General features: G+C 65.0%; 8 protein-coding genes. 6 read left to right on the top strand and 2 right to left on the bottom strand.

The annotated features are described in order from the left end of the window. Positions 1-15: 15 nt before the first annotated feature. Genes glgB through treY form a run of 5 tightly spaced genes read left to right on the top strand, consistent with a single transcriptional unit; the run spans position 16 to position 11267 of the window. A complete protein-coding gene (glgB, locus tag ACYVIA_RS16530) occupies positions 16-2304 on the top strand; it encodes a 1,4-alpha-glucan branching protein GlgB (protein WP_460842696.1) in 2289 nt (762 codons plus the stop codon). A gap of 11 nt (positions 2305-2315) precedes the next feature. Further along, positions 2316-4475, top strand: coding sequence for a glycogen debranching protein GlgX (glgX, locus tag ACYVIA_RS16525; RefSeq protein WP_460842694.1), 2160 nt, complete (start codon positions 2316-2318; stop codon positions 4473-4475). Next, complete coding sequence (treZ, locus tag ACYVIA_RS16520; protein ID WP_460842692.1) at positions 4462-6264, top strand: malto-oligosyltrehalose trehalohydrolase; 1803 nt, start codon at positions 4462-4464, stop codon at positions 6262-6264. The genes glgX and treZ overlap by 14 nt, the downstream gene beginning before the upstream one ends. Further along, entirely contained in the window at positions 6261-8402 is a 2142-nt protein-coding gene (gene malQ, locus ACYVIA_RS16515; protein ID WP_460842689.1) for a 4-alpha-glucanotransferase, read from the top strand. Before treZ ends, malQ begins: the two co-directional genes overlap by 4 nt. Before the next feature lie 3 nt (positions 8403-8405). After that, a complete protein-coding gene (gene treY, locus ACYVIA_RS16510) occupies positions 8406-11267 on the top strand; it encodes a malto-oligosyltrehalose synthase (RefSeq protein ID WP_460842687.1) in 2862 nt (953 codons plus the stop codon). Between the two features lie 55 nt (positions 11268-11322). On the opposite strand, the gene ACYVIA_RS16505 is transcribed toward treY, so the two are convergent. Further along, positions 11323-11979 carry a TetR/AcrR family transcriptional regulator gene (locus ACYVIA_RS16505; RefSeq protein WP_460842685.1) on the bottom strand — a complete coding sequence of 219 codons (657 nt, stop codon included), beginning with the start codon at positions 11977-11979 and terminating at the stop codon, positions 11323-11325. 183 nt (positions 11980-12162) lie between these two features. On the opposite strand from ACYVIA_RS16505, the gene ACYVIA_RS16500 reads away from it, so the two are divergent. After that, complete coding sequence (locus tag ACYVIA_RS16500) at positions 12163-13839, top strand: acyl-CoA dehydrogenase family protein (RefSeq protein ID WP_460842683.1); 1677 nt, start codon at positions 12163-12165, stop codon at positions 13837-13839. A gap of 113 nt (positions 13840-13952) precedes the next feature. On the opposite strand, the gene ACYVIA_RS16495 is transcribed toward ACYVIA_RS16500, so the two are convergent. Further along, positions 13953-14678, bottom strand: a complete 726-nt coding sequence (locus ACYVIA_RS16495) for a Crp/Fnr family transcriptional regulator (RefSeq protein WP_460842681.1) — start codon at positions 14676-14678, stop codon at positions 13953-13955. Positions 14679-14700 lie beyond the last annotated feature (22 nt).

Here is a 14700-nt window from a genome sequence, read left to right as displayed (position 1 = left end):
AAGGAGAGCAGTCGCATGACCGAGCACACCGAGGAACTGACCGGAGTTGACCAGAAGACCATCGATGCGGTGGTCCATGGCCAGCTGGCGGATCCTTTTGCACTTTTCGGGCCGCACCGCGTGGGCGAAGGAATTGTCGTGCGTACCTTCCAGCCCGGTGCGCGGGCAGTCGATATCGTGTCCCGCGTCCCGGGCAACGATGCCGGCGGGGAGCTGCTGGAGTCGCTGTACAACGCCAACCAGAGCGGGCTGTTCGTCAGCGGCGCGCCGTTGCGCGAGCTGGACGATTACCTGTTACGCATTACCTGGCCGACACCGTCCGGCGGCGAGCAGGTCCAGTACACGGAGGACCCGTACCGCTTCGGCCTGTTGCTGGGCGACCTGGACATGCACCTTCTGCGGGAAGGCACGCACCGCGAGCTGGGCCGCTGCCTCGGTGCGAATCCGATGGTGATTGATGGCGTGGCCGGCACGCGCTTTGCGGTATGGGCGCCGAATGCGCGGCGCGTGTCGGTGGTCGGCGACTTCAACCTGTGGGACGGACGCCGGCATCCGATGCGGCTGCGGGTGGAGGCGGGCGTGTGGGAACTGTTCATCCCGCGCATCAAGAGCGGCACCCGCTACCAGTACGAGATCGTCGGCATCGACGGCAATGTCCTGCCGCTGAAGGCCGACCCGGTTGCGCGGGCGACGGAAATGCAGCCATCGACCGTGTCGGTCGTCGCATCCGACGTACCTTTCCGCTGGACGGACGAGGAATGGATGTCCGGCCGCGCAGCGCGTCATCATTCAGGTGCACCGATGTCCATCTACGAGGTGCATCCCGGATCGTGGCTGCGCGTGCTGGAGGAAGACAGCCGCAGCCTGAACTGGCATGAGCTGGCCGACCGGCTGATTCCGTATGTACAGGGCATGGGCTTCACGCATGTCGAGTTCCTGCCGATCATGGAGCATCCGTTCGGCGGTTCCTGGGGCTACCAGCCGCTCGGGCTGTTCGCGCCGACCGCGCGCTTTGGTCCGCCGTCAGGCTTTGCATCCTTTGTCGACCGCTGCCACGCGGCCGGCATCGGCGTCATCCTCGACTGGGTGCCGGCGCATTTTCCTTCGGACCTGCACGGGCTGGCGCGCTTCGACGGCACGGCGCTGTACGAGCACCAGGATCCGCGCGAGGGATACCACCAGGACTGGAACACGCTGATCTACAACCTTGGCCGCAACGAAGTGTGCGCCTTCCTGATCGCGAGTGCGCTGGAATGGCTGGAGCACTATCACGTCGACGGATTGCGCGTCGATGCGGTGGCGTCGATGCTGTACCGCGACTACAGCCGCAAGGAGGGCGAGTGGGTGCCGAACATCCACGGCGGGCGCGAGAACCTGGAAGCCGTCGCGCTGCTGCGCAACCTTAACGAGGTGATTGCGCAGCGTTGCCCCGGCACGCTGATGATCGCGGAAGAGTCGACCGCATGGCCGGGCGTATCCGCGCCGGTGGAGCAGGGCGGGCTCGGTTTCACGCACAAGTGGAACATGGGCTGGATGCACGACACGCTGCGCTACATGAGCTATGACCCGATCTACCGGCAGCATCATCATCACGACATGACATTCGGGCTGATCTACGCGTACTCGGAACGCTTCATCCTGCCGATCTCGCATGACGAAGTGGTGCACGGCAAGGGCTCGCTGCTCAATAAAATGCCGGGCGATGGCGGCCAGAAGCTGGCCAACCTGCGCGCCTATCTCAGCTTCATGTGGACGCATCCCGGCAAGAAACTGCTGTTCATGGGATGCGAGATCGGCCAGTACGCCGAGTGGAACCACGACGGCTCGCCCGACTGGGGCCTGCTCGACAATCCCGCGCACCGCGGCGTACAGCGGCTGGTGCGCGACCTCAACCGCATCTATGCCGGCGAGCCGGCGCTGCACCGCAAGGATTTCAGCTCGGAAGGTTTTGCCTGGGTCATCGGCGACGACAGCAACAACAGCGTGTTTGCCTACCTGCGCCGCGGTGACGAGGGTGACCCGCCAGTGCTGGTGGTGCTGAACATGACGCCGGTGCCGCGCGAAGGCTACCGGATCGGCGTGCCGGAATTCGGCGCAGCCGCCGGTGGTGCTGTGGCGGCATGGCGGGAAATCCTCAACAGCGATGCCGGTGTCTATGGCGGCAGCGGAATGGGCAACGGCGACGCCATCACACTGGAGCCGCATCCGGCGCATGGCATGGCGCAGTCGCTGGCGCTCCGGCTGCCGCCGCTGTCCGCGATCGTGCTGAAGCCGGTGCCGCCGCAGGCACAGGCCTCGCAATAGTCCAGTCGAGCATGCCGGCCCTGCATCTTCCCCTGCGTCCCGTCCAGCCAGGCTTGCCCTATCCACTGGGCGCGACGTATGACGGGACAGGGACCAACTTCGCAGTGTTTTCCGCGCATGCGACGGCGGTGGAGCTCTGCCTGTTCGACCCGACCGGCAGGCACGAGCTGGCGCGCTGCGCACTGCCGGAATGCACCAACGAAGTGTGGCACGGCTATCTGCCCGGGGTACATGCGTGCACGCTATACGGCTATCGCATGTACGGTCCGTACCAGCCGGAGCAGGGGCACCGCTTCAATCCGAACAAGCTGCTGCTCGACCCGTATGCGAAGCAACTGAACGGACAGGTGCGCTGGGCGGATACGCTGTACGGCTACCGCATGAATTCGCCGCGCGGTGACCTGTCCTTCGACCACCGTGACAGCGCACCCGCCATGCCCAAGGGCGTGGTCATGGATACCGGCTACAACTGGCATGGCGACAAGCCGCCGAACGTGCCGTGGGAAAAGACCGTCATCTACGAGACGCATGTGCGCGGCATGACGATGCTGCTCGAGCGCATCCCGGCAGCCGAGCGCGGCACCTTTGCCGGCCTGGCCAATCCTTTCGTCATCGATCACCTTGTCAGGCTCGGCGTCACCGCGGTGGAACTCTTGCCGGTGCATGCTTTCCTGCAGGACCGGCGGCTGGTCCAGCTCGGCCTGTCGAATTACTGGGGCTACAACACCTTGTCCTTCTTCGCGCCGGAGCCGCGCTATCTGTCGGGCGGCAACCCGGATGAAATGCGGCATGCGGTGCGCGAGTTGCATGCCGCCGGCATCGAGGTGATCCTCGACGTGGTCTATAACCACACCTGCGAGGAAAGCGAGCTCGGCCCGACCATTTCCTTCCGCGGCCTCGACAATGCCAGTTACTACCGGCTGCAGGCGGACAATCCGCGCCACAACGTCAACGACACCGGCTGCGGCAATACCCTCAACATGTCGCATCCGCGCGTGATCCACATGGTGATGGACTCCCTGCGTTACTGGGTGCAGGAGTTCCATGTCGACGGCTTCCGCTTCGACCTTGGCGCGACGCTGGGGCGCGAGCCGCACGGCTTCGACCCTGGCGCCGGGTTCTTCGATGCCTTGCTGCAAGACCCGGTGCTGGCGCGGACCAAGCTGATTTCCGAGCCGTGGGATCTCGGGCCGGGTGGCTACCAGGTCGGGAACCACCCGCCCGGCATTGCGGAATGGAACGACCGCTTCCGCGACGATGTGCGCAGCTTCTGGCGCGGCGACGCCGGATTGCGCGGCAAGATCGCGGGCAGGCTGCTGGGTTCGGCGGACCTGTTCAACCATCATCGCCGCCGCAACTGGGCGTCGATCAACTTCGTCACCGCGCACGACGGCTTCACGCTGCAGGACCTTGTCAGCTACAACAGCAAGCACAACGAGGCAAACGGCGAGGAAAACCGCGACGGCAGCAACGAAAACCGCGGCAGCAACTGGGGCGTCGAAGGGCCGACCCGTGACCCGAAGATCCTGGCCACGCGCGAGCGGCTCAAGCGCGCGATGCTGATGACGCTGATGCTCTCCAACGGCACGCCGATGCTCCTGGGCGGCGACGAGTTCGGGCGCACGCAGCAGGGCAACAACAATCCGTACTGCCAGGACTCCGACATTTCCTGGTTCGACTGGTCGCTGGCCGATACGCCGGAAGGCAAGGCGCTGTTGAATTTCACGCGGCGCTGCATCGCCGCCCGGATGGTGATCCCCACGCTCGGCAGCAACCGTTTCCTGAAAGCGTGGTCGAAGACGTTTCAGAGCATCCCGGACATCAGCTGGTTCGATGAGGCGGGCGTCGAGCTGACGCCGGAGCGCTGGAACAACCCGGAGGGGCGGCTGCTGGCGCTGCGGCGGGTGGCGATGGACGTCAATACCGGAAGGCTGTCGGCAGCCTTGCTGTTGCTGAATGCCTTTGCGGAAGAGCATGTGTTCATCCTGCCGGAGCCGCAGATGCCGTGGCGCGTGGCGCTGGACTCGGCTGAATCGGCTGAATCGGCCGACCTTTCGGACCCGGCGCATCCCGGGCAGCAGGACGCTTCGGCCCGGGTACCCGAAAACAACCGAATAACCGTCGGCGCGCATTGCGCCGTCCTGTTGGTAGCCGACAATGTCATTCTCTAATTCTTCATTCGCATTTTCCTTTGGCGCGCAGCTCGTCGCGCCCGGCCGCACGCGTTTCCGCCTGTGGGCGCCCGGCACGCAGCAGGTCAGTGTCGAGATCGATGGCAGCTCGCCTGTTGCGATGCAGGCCATGGACGGCGGCTGGTTCGAGGTCGAAGCGGACTGCGATGCCGGCGCCCGCTACCGTTACCGCGTCAGCGAATCGCTTGCCGTGCCGGACCCGGCCTCGCACGCGCAGGCGGGCGACGTACACGATGCAAGCATCGTCTGCGACCCGGATGTCTACCAGTGGAAGAACATCGTCTGGCGCGGACGGCCGTGGCACGAGACGGTGCTGTACGAGCTGCATGTCGGCGCGCTCGGCGGTTTCGACGGCGTGATGGCGCAGTTGCCGGCACTGGCCGAGCTTGGTATCACGGCCATCGAGCTGATGCCGGTCGCCGACTTTCCCGGCCCGCGCAACTGGGGCTATGACGGCGTGCTGCCGTACGCGCCCGACGCCTCGTACGGCACGCCGGACCAGTTGAAGGCGCTGGTTGACGCGGCGCACGGTCTGGGGCTGATGGTGTTCCTGGACGTGGTGTACAACCATTTCGGGCCGGACGGAAATTACCTTGGCGCCTATGCGCCATCCTTCTTCCGCGACGACATCCATACGCCGTGGGGGCAGGCGATCGACTTCCGCCAGCAGCCGGTGCGCGACTTCTTCACCGAGAATGCGATCTACTGGCTCACCGAATTCCGCTTCGACGGCCTGCGCTTTGACGCCGTCCACGCGATTACCGAAAAGGACTGGCTGGCGGAAATGGCACAGCGGGTGCGCGCCGTGATCCCGGCGGAGCGGCATGTGCACCTCGTGCTGGAGAACGACGACAACACCGCGAGCCTGCTGGAGCGCTCGCCGTCGCGGCTGTTTGATGCGCAGTGGAATGACGACATGCATCATGTGTTGCACACGATGCTGACCGGCGACCGCGAGGGCTATTACGCCGGCTACATCAACCAGTCGTCGGAGAAGCTGGCGCGCGGGCTGTCGGAAGGCTTCATCTACCAGGGCGAGGCGTCGCTGTATCCGGGCGGCGCACTGCGTGGCGAGCCGAGCGCGCACCTGCCGCCGACGTCCTTCGTGTTCTTCCTGCAGAACCATGACCAGATCGGCAACCGCGCTTTCGGCGAGCGCCTGACGACACTTGCCAATCCGCATGCACTGCGCGCGGCGGCGGCCTTGCTGCTGCTGTCGCCGCAGATTCCCTTGCTGTTCATGGGAGAGGAATTCGGTGCCACGCAACCGTTCCTGTACTTCACCAGCCACCTGACGCAGGAGCTTGCGGATGCGGTGCGGAATGGCCGTCGCGAGGAATTTGCACGCTTTTCCGCCTTCACCGATCCGGCGAAACGCGAGCAGATTCCCGATCCGAATGCGGAGCAGACCTTCCTCGATTCGATCCCCAAGCTGGACAGCGAGCTCGCACCGCTGTGGCGCGAATGGTGCAAGAACCTGCTGTCGATCCGGCACACGCATATCGTGCCGCGCCTGGATGGCGCAGCCTCGCTGTCCGCCGAGGTGCTGGGGAAGAGCGCGGTCAAGGCGCGCTGGCGCATGGGTGACGGAAAGGTGCTGATGGCAGCGATCAACCTTGGAGAACAGCCGGTCAAGATCGCCTATCAGCGGCTGGCGGACGGGCAGGGCGGCGCCATTCTCTTTGCAACCGAGGGCGTGGAGGGTGCGGTGTTGTGCGACGAGTTGCCGCCGTTGTCCTTCATCGCGCTGCTGGAGGACGCACCGTGAACGACGCAGACATTCTCCGGCTGGCCGCAGCGGCCGGCCTCGCACGCGAATGGACCGATGCTTTCGGCAAGCCGCAGCAAGTCAATCCGGATGCGCTGCGCACCATCCTGGAGGCGCTCGGTTTTCCCTGCACAAGCGACGCCGACTGCAGGGACAGCCACGCGCGGCTCGCCGCATTGCAGGGCAATCACGGACTGCCGGCACTCGTCACCGGGACGGTCGGCGAGCCGATTTCGGTCGGTGCGCTGCACAGCTTCGCAGGCAAGGCTTATCGCATCGAGCTGGAAGACGGGCGCAGCATCGACGGCCGTTTTCCGGACCATGTTGGCGGTGGCATCGCCTTGCCGGCGATCGACTGCTACGGCTATCACCGCCTCAAGACCGGCGATGCGGAAATGACAGTCGCGGTCGCACCGCCGCGCTGCTACGGCGTCGCGGATGCACTGGCGAGGAATGGTCGAGCGCGCGGTGGCGATCACGGTGGCACGCACGGTGGCGCTCATGCTGAGGCACGCCTGTGGGGGCTCGCCGTGCAGCTGTACTCGCTGCGCCGGACCGGCGACGGCGGCATCGGCGACTTCTCGGGCCTGTCGTCGCTGGTGCGGTCTGCTGCTGCGCACGGCGCTTCCGCAGTGGCGATCAGCCCGGTGCACGCGATGTTCAGCGCGGACGTCAATCGTTACAGCCCCTACGGTCCGTCCAGCCGCCTGTTCCTGAATGCGCTGCACATCGATCCGGCGCGGGTGCTGGGCCCGCAGGCAATGGCTGCTGCGCTGGATGCGCTGGGCAGCGACGCGGCAGCGAGGTATGCGGCGCTGGAGCAGCAGCCGCTGATCGACTGGCCTGCCGCCGCTTCCTTGCGCCTGTCCCTGTTGCGGCGGCTGTTCGAGCAGTTCACCGCCGCCGGCGGACACAGCGACTTCGAAGACTTTCGACGGCAGGGCGGGAGCGCGCTGCAGGACCATGCCCGCTTCGAGGCGCTGCATGCGTGGCGACTCGGCCATGGCGAAAGCTGCGACTGGCGCACCTGGCCGCAGGGCTTGCGCGATCCGCGCGGCGCGGAGGTGGACGAGTTCGCGCGCCGGCATGCGAAGGAAGTGGAGTTCCATCAGTTCCTGCAATGGCAGGCGGCGGTCGGCCTGGCCGGCGCGCAGCGGACGGCGCGTGACGCGGGCATGCCGATCGGCCTGATCACCGACCTCGCGGTGGGTGCCGACAACGACGGCAGCCAGGCGTGGAGCCGTCAGGCAGAGATCATCAATGGCCTGTCGGTCGGCGCGCCGCCGGACGTCATCAACACCCGCGGCCAGAGCTGGGGACTGGGCGCCTTCTCGCCGCATGCGATGAAGGCAAAGGGCTTCGGCGCCTACATCGAAATGCTGCGCGCGATCTTCAACTACGCGGGCGGTGCCCGCATCGACCATGTGCTCGGCCTGACGCGCCTGTGGCTGGTGCCCAACGGCGCATCGCCCGAGTACGGCGCCTACCTGCAATACCCGCTGCAGGACCTGCTGCGGCTGATTGCGCTGGAGTCGTGGCGGCATCGTGCCATTGTGATCGGGGAAGACCTCGGCACCGTGCCGGAAGGATTCGACAGGACGCTGGCGCAGGCCGGCCTGCTCGGCATACGGGTACTGGTGTTCCAGCAATTCGGCGGGCGTTTCTTCCGCCCCGATGAATGGTCGCCGCATGCGATCGCGACAACGACCACGCACGACCTGCCGACGATCTCCGGCTGGTGGCAGGAACGGGATATCGAATGGCGCACCAGGCTCGACCTGCATGCGCCGGGACAGTCGGAACACGATGCGCGACGGGATCGTGCGCGCGAGCGCACCGCCTTGTGGGACGCGCTGACGGCGTCCGGATGCGCGCACGGCGGCGAACCCGACCGCAACCACACGGATGTGGCACTGGACGCCGCGATCAAGTTCATGTCGTCCACGCCGGCGCCGCTGGCGATGCTGCCGATCGAGGATGCGCTCGGCCTTGTCGAGGCGCCGAACCTCCCGGGCACCGTCGACACGCATCCCAACTGGCGCAGGCGGCTGTCCGGCGAAGTGGACGGCGTCCTTGACGAACCGACAGTCGCATCGCGACTCGAGGCCATCAACCGTAACCGTTCCTTCCGGAAGTGACCGATGCCCATTCCACGCGCCACGGCCAGGCTGCAACTGCACAAGGATTTCACGTTCGACCAGGCGGCGGAAGTCGTGCCGTACTACGCGTCGCTCGGCATCAGCCATATCTACGCCTCGCCGATTCTCACTGCGCGCAGCGGCTCCACGCACGGCTACGACATCGTGGACCCGACGCGCATCAATCCGGAGCTGGGCGGCGAGGAGGGGCTGCGGCGCCTCGTGGCCGCGATCCGTGCCGCCGGCATGGGACTGATCCTCGACATCGTGCCCAACCACATGGGCATCGGTTCCGAGAACCCGTGGTGGCAGCACGTGCTCGAATGGGGAAGGCGCAGCCCCTATGCGCGCTGGTTCGACATCGACTGGCACCCGGCCGACGAGAGCCTGCACAACAAGGTGATGGCGCCATTCCTTGGCAAGCCGTATGGAGAAGCGCTCGCTGCGGGCGAGATAGAGCTGCAGTACAACGCCGCGCGCGGCAAGTTTTTCGCGGCCTACTATTCGCACTGCTTCCCGATCTCGCCGGCCGACTATGCGGGCATTCTGCGGGCGGCCAATTCCGACCGGCTGATCCCGGTAATCGCCACCTTCGAGGAGCGGCGCGGAGGAGGAAAGGGAGCAGAAAAAGAGGGCGCAAAGGAGGGAGCAAAGGAAGCCCTCACGCAGCAGAATGCCAACGCGGGCTTCGGATTGCTGCACGACATAGGGCGTACTGAGGAGGGCGCTGCGGATATCGCGACGGCGATCGAGGCATTTTCGGCCCGGACACCGCAAGGCATGGAGGCGCTGCATGCGTTGCTGGAGCGGCAGCATTACCGGCTTGCATGGTGGCGCGCTGCCGCCGACGGCATCAACTGGCGTCGATTCTTCGAAGTGACCGATCTTGCCGGCGTACGGGTGGAGCAGGACGACGTCTTTGAGGCGACCCATGCCCTGATCTTCCGGCTGTTCACCGAAGGGCTGATCGACGGTGTGCGCATCGACCATGTGGACGGGCTCGCCGACCCCGGCGCCTACTGCCGCAAGTTGCGCAGCCGCCTGGCCGCGTTGACCTCGCAGCGTCCGCCCGAGCTGCCGCCGGCTCCCGCTTACATCATCGTCGAGAAAATCCTTGCGCATCATGAGCAATTGCGCGCGGACTGGGACATCGACGGCACCAGCGGCTACGACTTCATGGACCGTGTCGGCGCGCTGCTGCACGATCCGGCGGGCGAAGCGCCGCTCACGGCAATGTGGAAGGACCTGACAGGCAATGAGCTGGATTTCGGCGACGAGGTGCGCCAGGCACGGCGGCAACTGCTGGCGGCAAACCTGTCCGGCGAGTTCGAGGCGGCCGCACGCGCACTGCATGCGGTGGCGCGCACCGACTTGCGCACGCGCGACTATTCGCTCGGCGCCATCCGGCGTGTCTTCACGGAACTGCTGGTGCACTTTCCGGTGTACCGGACCTACGCCGGCAGCAATGGCCATGATGAACTCGACCGCGAGGTGATCGAGCGCACGCTGGAACATGCCCGGCGCAGCGTGGATCGCACGGAAGTCCCCTTGCTGGACGTGATCGCGCGCTGGCTGGTCGGCGATGCGCCGCGCGATGCGGCCAACCCGAAGGTGCACGAGCTGCACCAGCGCGCCATCACGCGCTTCCAGCAGCTGACGCCGCCGCTGGCGGCAAAGTCGGTGGAGGACACGGCCTTCTACCGCTATGGCCGCCTGTTGTCACGCAACGAAGTCGGATCGGACCCGGCGCAGTTTGCCCTGTCCGTGGCCGAATTCCACGAGGCGAATGCGATACGCGCATCGCGCTTCCCGGCTTCCATGCTTGCCACTGCCACGCATGACCACAAGCGCGGCGAAGACGTGCGCGCCCGCCTTGCTGCCTTGAGTGAAATGCCGGAGGAATGGGAACGCACGGTGCGCGACTGGATGGAGATGAACGCGCCGCTGCGCACCGAAGTCGCAGGCGAAAACGATGCGTCGCCAGGGGCCGCGCCGAATCCGGCGGACGAGCTGATGCTGTACCAGATGCTGGTTGGCGCATGGCCGATCGGCCTTGATGCGACCGACGGCGACCGCGTGCGGCAGTTCGCCGAGCGTATCGAGCGCTGGCAGACTAAGGCGCTGCGCGAGGCAAAGCTGGTGAGCGATTGGGTGATGCCGAACGAGGAATACGAGGCCGCCTGTCGCAGCTTCCTGTTCAGCATCCTCGACGTCAATCCGGACAATGCCTTCCTGCCGCGACTGGCGGCGAGCGTCCGGCGCCTGACGCCTGCCGGCGTGGTCAACAGCCTCGCGCAAACCGTCCTGCGCCTGACTTCACCCGGCGTTCCCGATCTGTACCAGGGAACGGATTTCTGGGATTTCAGCCTGGTCGATCCCGACAACCGGAGGCCGGTCGATTACGAGGTGCGCACGCAGGCGCTGGCTCAATCCGAAGCGCCGGATGCGCGGCACGAACACCCTAGGGAGATCGCCGTCTGGCAGGACGGCTGCGTGAAGCAACATGTGATCCGCGCCAGCCTGCAACTGCGGGCGCGCGAGCCGGAGCTGTTTGCGCGCGGCGAGTACCTGCCGCTGGCAGTGGAGGGCATGTTGAACGGGAATGCCATCGGCTTCGCACGGCGACTGCAGGAGCGCGCCATCATCGTGCTTGCTACGCACCTGCCGGCAAAACTGCTTGCGCTTGCCGAGCAGCCGCTCGTGTCGCCAGCCGACTGGCGGGACACGGCCGTGGTCGTGCCGGTGCCCGGCGAATCGACATGGACCGATCTCTTCACCGGCCGTACATTGCGCGCACAAGCGGGGCGCATCAGGCTGGCCGATGCATTGGCCATGCTGCCGGTGTCGGTGCTTGTGCCGGCGTAAGGCAGCTTTGAACGGAATCGACCAAAGTCGCCAAAAATCGACCAAAAGGGCGCGTTCAGTCGGCAGCCGCTTGCACTTCGGTCTGCACGAGCGCGATGTCCTGCATCGCCACGGCACGCAGGCAGAAGGCCTGGATGGAGCGGATCAGTGTCTGTTCTTCAGTGATGGGCTGGTCGCCTGCCTGCCACGTCAGCGGCCCGACTAGCGCCTCGGCGATGACGCCGACGAGGGCTGCGGCCGACACTGATGCCAGTTGCGGCGGAAAGTCGCCGCTGCGGATGCCGTCCTCGACCAGTTGCTGGAAGATTTCCGCATAGGCATGGCGGTAGCGCAGGCGTTCCACATCTACCAGCGTATCGACAGGTTCTGCGATCAGCGCGTAGGCCAGGCGCCGTCCGCGGATGGCGCGTGCGGCGAACGCTTCGATTGCGTTCAGCAGTCGTCGCGTCGGCTTTCCCTCGGCAAGCGCGGTGTCGCGCACGACTTCAACTTCCTTCTCCGTGGCAAGCCGGAAGACCTCGGTGCAGAGTTCCGCCTTCGATTCAAAGTGCTTGTACACCGCGCCGGTGGCGATGCCGGCCTGCTGGGCGACCGCATTGATCGTCAGTGCGCCGAAGCCGCCGCTCGACACTTGCCATAGCGCGGCATCGAGGATCTGCTGCCGCAAGGCAGCCTTGCGCGCGACGGTTTTTTCGGTCGGCCGGTAAGCCATGAATAAGTCCCTGTGTCAATTTTTGCAAGCCAGTGTACCCGCCGCTCCCATGCCCGGCAAGACAGTTCTTGACGCCGCCCGAAAGCCGTGATTAACTCCTTTTCAATAAAGTGAACCGTAATTCACGGTATTGATGCATTCATGCCGTTCCTGCTCCCAAATCCGAACGCAATGGAGACAACCATGCTCGACACCTCGCCAAACAACCGCTTTTTCGCAGACACCCATGAAGTCAAGAACCAGCCGAAGCCGCTGGAAGACTACAACCTGTACGGCGAGGACACAGCCCTGCAGGAAGCCGTGCGGCGCGAGGGCGGTGATTGGGCGCAGGAGGAACTGCAAGCCTTCGGTGCGCTGACCGGTTCCCGCGAGCTGATCGAGCTTGGCTTTCAGGCCAATGACAACAAGCCCGTGCTCCATACGCACGACCGCTACGGCAACCGTGTCGATGAAGTCCGATTCCATCCCGCCTATCACCGCCTGATGCAGATCTCCATCGAGCATGGGCTGCACAGTTCGCACTGGAGCGACCCGAAGGACGGAGCACATGTCGCGCGTGCCGCCAAGTTCTACATGCAGAGCCAGGTCGAGGCCGCGCACTGCTGCCCGATCACGATGACCTCTGCGGCGATTCCCGCGCTGCGTCTCCAGCCCGACGTCGCTGCCCAATGGGAGCAGAAGATCCTCGCGCGGCATTACGACTGGCGCAACGTGCCGGATGCGCAAAAGGAGGGCGTCACCATCGGCATGGCGATGACCGAAAAGCAGGGCGGCTCCGACGTGCGCGCCAATACTACGCGTGCTATTCCCCTGGGCAGCGGCGGTCCCGGGCAGGCGTACGAACTGGTCGGACACAAGTATTTTGTATCGGCACCGATGTGCGATGCCTTCCTCGTGCTGGCGCAGGCGCCGGGCGGGCTGTCGTGTTTCCTGCTGCCGCGCTGGCGCCCGGACGGCAGCAAGAACCCGCTGCAGATCCAGCGTCTGAAGAACAAGATGGGCAATGTCGCCAATGCCTCGTCGGAGACGGAGCTGCGCGGCGCCTACGCGGTCATGGTTGGCGGAGAAGGGCGAGGCGTAGCCACCATCCTGAAGATGGTGTCGATGACGCGTTTCGACTGCATGATCGGCTCCTCGGCCGGCATGCGGCAGGCGGCGGTGCAGGCGCTGCATCATTGCGCGCAGCGCAGCGCATTCGGCAAGCTGCTTGCGGAACAGCCGCTGATGCAGAACGTACTCGCCGACCTCGTGATCGAACATGAAGCGGCACTGGCGATGACGATGCGCATTGCCCGCTCGCTCGACCGCAGCGACCACGATGAATCCGAGAAGCTGCTCATGCGCATCGGCACCGCCGTCGGCAAGTACTGGATCTGCAAGCGCACGCCGGGCCATGCCTATGAGGCGATGGAATGCATCGGCGGCAGCGGGGTGATGGAAGACAGCATCATGCCGCGCCTGTTCCGCGAATCGCCGGTCAATGCGATCTGGGAAGGCAGCGGCAACGTGCAGTGCCTCGACATGCTGCGCGCGATGCAGCGCGAACCTGCCTCGCTGGAAGCCTTCCTGCGCGAAGTGCGGCTTGCAGAAGGTGGCAACCAGCACCTCGACCGCTACGTCGCGCAGCTCATGCGGGAATTCAGCGACCTCGCGGATATCGAGTACCGCGCGCGCACCGTGGTGGAGAAGATGGCGCTCGCCTTGCAGGGTTCACTGCTGGTGCGCGATGGCCATCCTGCGGTCGCGGACGCGTTCTGCGCCTCCCGGCTTGCCGGAGAGAGCAGCGGCCTTGTCTACGGCAACCTGCCGCGCGGGGTGGATTGCGCAGCCATCATCCGGCGCGCGACACCGCAGTCGTAAAAGGGAAGGTCGGAAAAAAGAAGGTCGCGAAAGGGAAGGGGGCATAAAGCGTGTGCTATGCGCACGCTTTTGATCTCTGGCTGCTTGAGCAACATGAGCAACGCCGTAAAAACCTAACCGATCGGCTTCCCCAGCACCCGCGCGTACTGTTTCCTGACCGCCGCATAGCACTCGCAAGCCGCCTCTTCAAGGCCGTCGCGGTCCAGGATCCTGACAATGCCGCGACGATAATCAAGTAACCCCGCCTGCTGAAACCGTCTCGCAACCAGCGTGACATTCGGTCGATGTACGCCCAGCATGTCGGCCAGGAACTCCTGCGTGAGCTGAAATTCGTCCCCATGAACCCGGTCGTGGCTGGCAAGGATCCATCGTGCAAACCGTTCTTCTGTCGTATGCAGGCGATTGCAGGCTACGGATTGCGAGACGTGGCTCAAATAGGCCTGCAGGAAACGGTAGGACATTCGCCGGAGTTCTGTATTTCCTTCAATCGCGCGCAGGAATTTTTCTGTCGACATCCGCAGGCTGTCACCCGGGATCTGGCAGATCGTGGTCTCGGTTGCGATGACGCTGCCGGTCAGCACGTCGACGGTCGACAATCCCTCGTTTCCCACAGTGCCCACTTCGACAGCGGCGCCGTCTTCCATGATGGCCAGCACGGAATGGCAGCCACTCAACGGAAAATAGACATGCCGGATCTCTTTGTCTCGCTCATACAACACGGTGCGCAGCGGGGTCGGAAAAAATTCGAGGTCGGGCAAGAGGGCCTGATATTCGGCGTCCGGAAGGCTCGACAGAATGAGGTTGCTGCATTTCGATGCGACGGTAGGGGCTGTCGTCATGACTTCTCCTTCGTTGTGCTTC

It is taken from the genome of Noviherbaspirillum agri (assembly GCF_054780595.1).
The sequence above is the reverse complement of the archived record's forward strand: the minus strand, read 5'-3'. Positions and strand labels throughout refer to the sequence as shown.

What these genes read in the sequence shown, in the direction of transcription:
- glgB (WP_460842696.1), top strand. Translation starts at nt 16, where the DNA reads ATGACCGAGCACACCGAGGAACTGACCGGAGTTGACCAGAAGACCATC.
- glgX (WP_460842694.1), top strand. Translation starts at nt 2,316, where the DNA reads ATGCCGGCCCTGCATCTTCCCCTGCGTCCCGTCCAGCCAGGCTTGCCC.
- treZ (WP_460842692.1), top strand. Translation starts at nt 4,462, where the DNA reads ATGTCATTCTCTAATTCTTCATTCGCATTTTCCTTTGGCGCGCAGCTC.
- treY (WP_460842687.1), top strand. Translation starts at nt 8,406, where the DNA reads ATGCCCATTCCACGCGCCACGGCCAGGCTGCAACTGCACAAGGATTTC.
- ACYVIA_RS16505 (WP_460842685.1), bottom strand. Translation starts at nt 11,979, where the DNA reads ATGGCTTACCGGCCGACCGAAAAAACCGTCGCGCGCAAGGCTGCCTTG.
- ACYVIA_RS16500 (WP_460842683.1), top strand. Translation starts at nt 12,163, where the DNA reads ATGCTCGACACCTCGCCAAACAACCGCTTTTTCGCAGACACCCATGAA.
- ACYVIA_RS16495 (WP_460842681.1), bottom strand. Translation starts at nt 14,678, where the DNA reads ATGACGACAGCCCCTACCGTCGCATCGAAATGCAGCAACCTCATTCTG.